Source organism: Neisseria sp. P0017.S009 (assembly GCF_051957375.1).
In the GTDB taxonomy this organism is placed as follows: domain Bacteria; phylum Pseudomonadota; class Gammaproteobacteria; order Burkholderiales; family Neisseriaceae; genus Neisseria; species Neisseria perflava.
Window position 1 is genome coordinate 1 of the sequence record NZ_JBQCWL010000014.1, and the last position, 2983, is coordinate 2983.

Genomic DNA, 2983 nt, shown 5'->3' on the forward strand with positions numbered 1-2983 from the left:
TCGACAGCCAAACCCCGCTGCGGATTACCGAGTTCAAACGCGATATATTGGGACGCTTAATCCATACCCTCGCCCGCGATAACGACAAGGTTCAGGAAACCGTTTACCAATACGACCCGGACGGCAACCTTGTCCGTGCCGCCAACAGCCACAGCATTACCTGCTTCGACTACAACGGCAACGGCCAAATCATCGGCCAGCACCAATGGAAAGTACCGGCTAAGGAAGAGAACGCACAAAACGGTTTGCCCGAAACCGACTGGCGCGATGCGCAGTACGATATGCTGTACCTGCCCGTTACCGAAACCGTCCGCTACCACTACGACTTCAACGGCAACCGTACCGCCACCGTCCTACCCGACGGCAGACAAATCAACTACCTGTATTACGGCAGCGGCCATCTGCACCAAATCAGCCTCGACGACGAAGTCATCACCGACATCGAACGCGATAAGCTGCACCGCGAAATCTACCGCACCCAGGGTAAGCTCGCCAGCCGTTACGAACTCGATCCCTTAGGCCGTCTGAAAAGGCAAATCGCCACCCTCAACGACTTGACGCAGACCGAGACAGGTAAAAACACAGTAACATCGGCTTATGCCGTCAAACGCAGCTACGGCTACGACCGCACCGGCAACCTGACCCACAGCACCGACCAACGGACGGGCACGACGCAGTTCGAGTACGACAAACTGGGCAGGATTACCCAAGCCGGCAACGAACTGTTCGCCTTCGACCCCGCGCACAATATCCTTTCAGACGACCTCAATGCCGTCACCGACAACCGCCTGAAAACCTACAACGGCACGACCTATTACTACGACGACCTCGGCAACCTGATCCACCGCGAGCTGGCTGACGGCGAAGTGCAGAACTATTTCTACGACCTGCACGACCAACTGGTTAAAGCCGAAATCTTCAAAAAAGACGGTACGAAAGAAACTTGGTCCTACACCTACGACGCCTTGGGCAGAAGGATAGGCAAAGGCCGTCTGAAAACCAGTCAGGAAGTTTCAGACGACCTCGAAAACCAAACCCGCTTCGTCTGGGACGGCAGCCATCTGCTGCAAGAAATCCACTTGGACGGTAGGTATACCTATATCTATACCGACCAAGAGTCCTACGAACCGCTGGCGCAAGTCCACGATTGGACGAACGCAGAAGGAGAAAACCAACAACAGACCCGCTACTTCCACTGCGACCAAATCGGCATCCCGCGCGAGATGACTGATAAGGACGGCAACCTCTTATGGTTCGGCAACTACACCGGCTGGGGTCGTCTGAAAGAGGAAACCAAGGTAACGGATAGCGCATACCAGCCGTTCCGCCTGCAAAACCAGTATGCCGACCGTGAAACGGGGCTGCATTACAACTTCTTCAGGTATTACGAGCCTGATGCGGGTAGGTTTGTGAATCAGGATCCGATTGGGTTGATGGGTGGGGATAATCTGTATTGGTTTGCGCCAAATGTTCAAATGTGGTTAGATCCCTTGGGTTTATTAGGAATTCCACATTTTAATGGTAGACGAGGAGAGGCCCGTGCTCTATTTGATGTTGCAAGAAATGGATTCAAAAATATTCGAACACAAGTACCCATGACTGTGAATGGGCAAAATATTATTGCTGATATTGTTGCTGAACGTGGCGGAAAGACTTATGTATTTGAATCAAAATTTGGCTCAGGTAGGCTTACTAAAAATCAACGAGCATCAAACGCGTTTCCAACTGGTCGTTGTGCAAATGCAAATACATCAAGAAAAGGAGGAGGAACTATTTTAACTTCTAAAGGCAAAGTTGTTAATGTAAATGGAAGAGATATAACATTTATTTTATTGAGGTATAAAAAATGAAGAAAAAAATATTAAATAGCTTCTGCTCATATTTGGAAGCTAACCATATTTCATTTAAAAAACACGATTGTATTATTTCACTTTTTTTTAATGACATTTTTTTTGGAAAAATTAACTTCCAATTTAAAAAAGGTAAGCATGTAAAAATTGGGGCATTATGCTCATTTTCTATCGTTTCTTATATAAATGAGCAAAATATTCTAGACCAAAAATTTATAGAATTAAGTACAATTATCCCAAAATTTTATCCTGAAATAAACGATATTTTTGATGAAAATGACACACCAAGTAATTTTAAAGTACATGGTTCAGAACTTGGAAAATTTGATTCTATTTTTAAAGATTTTGGCATTATTTCTTTATATCCAGAAACATCCGAAAATGAAATAAATGAGATAATTATTGCTATATTCGATAATTATGTATTACCAATGAAAAATTATTATTTCGGAAGTAATTTAGCAATAGAGGATATTTTAAAAAATCCTTCCTCATATAAATACCCGCTATCTACAATTTTACTAATAAGTCATTTACATAACTTGGAAATTAATAATTTCTTAAACATAAAAAATCCTAAAAAATTCCCTGACTCAAAGAATATATCTAAAATTTTAGATTTATTATTCACACATAAAAAAAATATTGAGATCAGCGATGATAGCAATGGTAAAAATGACCAACAAGCAGAACTAGATTGAGTTAGCAAGCCGTAGCCCGCATGTAGGGTGCGTATCCCAAGGCACGCACGCGGTTTCTTTTCCAATGATTTATTCAGGCCGTCTGAAAAAACTTTTCAGACGGCCTGAGCAATAATGTTTTTGTTCTTTAACAATTCAATTTTCCTAGGTGCCGCCCATCCCCTTCCCTCTCTTCGCCGACCTGGGCGGCGCCAAGACCGTCGCCAAAGACGTCCGCCTCAACCGCAAGCCCGCCTTCGTCTTCAAGGCCAGTAAAACCAACCGCACTACCGGCGACGAACCCGCCCTTCCGGGCCGCAAGGGTGTGCTTTCCCGCACCGCTACCAAACCCGCCTGGCCGATGATGCATTCTTCTTCGGTTAAAATCCGCAAGCGCTACATCATTCGCGCCGGCGATATGTTCCACATGAACAATAAGTTCAAAAAGAAACT

At 45.0% G+C, this 2983-nt stretch carries 3 protein-coding genes; all 3 read left to right on the forward strand.

What is annotated here, in order from left to right; genetic code table 11:
- Positions 1–1850 (forward strand): RHS repeat-associated core domain-containing protein (locus tag ACTHTG_RS11115; RefSeq protein ID WP_440360696.1); only part of this gene is annotated, 1850 nt, incomplete at its 5' end.
- Positions 1847–2551 (forward strand): hypothetical protein, encoded by a 705-nt coding sequence (locus tag ACTHTG_RS11120; protein ID WP_371510174.1) that lies wholly within the window; start codon positions 1847–1849, stop codon positions 2549–2551. The genes ACTHTG_RS11115 and ACTHTG_RS11120, both read left to right, overlap by 4 nt.
- Before the next feature lie 148 nt (positions 2552–2699).
- A partial coding sequence (locus tag ACTHTG_RS11125; protein WP_440360697.1) for a PAAR-like domain-containing protein occupies positions 2700–2983 on the forward strand: 284 nt, incomplete at its 3' end.